The organism is Litoribacterium kuwaitense (assembly GCF_011058155.1).
In the GTDB taxonomy this organism is placed as follows: domain Bacteria; phylum Bacillota; class Bacilli; order Bacillales; family DSM-28697; genus Litoribacterium; species Litoribacterium kuwaitense.
On the sequence record NZ_JAALFC010000130.1, the window covers coordinates 1 to 399 of the forward strand.

Annotated in this window: 1 rRNA gene; it reads left to right on the plus strand. The window is 53.9% G+C overall.

Annotation, left to right across the window (positions count from 1 at the left end):
* Window positions 1–399, plus strand: a 16S ribosomal RNA gene (locus G4V62_RS19585); the annotation flags it as partial.

Consider the following 399-nt stretch of genomic DNA (forward strand, 5'->3'; position numbering starts at 1 on the left):
AGACACGGTGTCAGCAGCCGCGGTAAGACAGGGATGCAAGCGTTACTCGGATTACTGGGCGTAGAGCGTCTGCAGGCTTCTCTCCACGTCTGGTGTCAAATGACGGAGCTCAACTCCGTCAACGTACGGAAACGAGAGAGATTGAGTCATTCAGAGGTATCTGGGAATGTCGTGTGTAGGGGAAAATCCGTTGATCCACGATAGAACGCCGAAAGCGAAGGACAGGATGCTAGGAATGTACTGACACTCAGGGACGAAAGCGTGGGGAGCAAAGGGGATTAGAAACCCTAGTAGTCCTAGAGACACGGTGTCAGCAGCCGCGGTAAGACAGGGATGCAAGCGTTACTCGGATTACTGGGCGTAGAGCGTCTGCAGGCTTCTCTCCACGTCTGGTGTCAA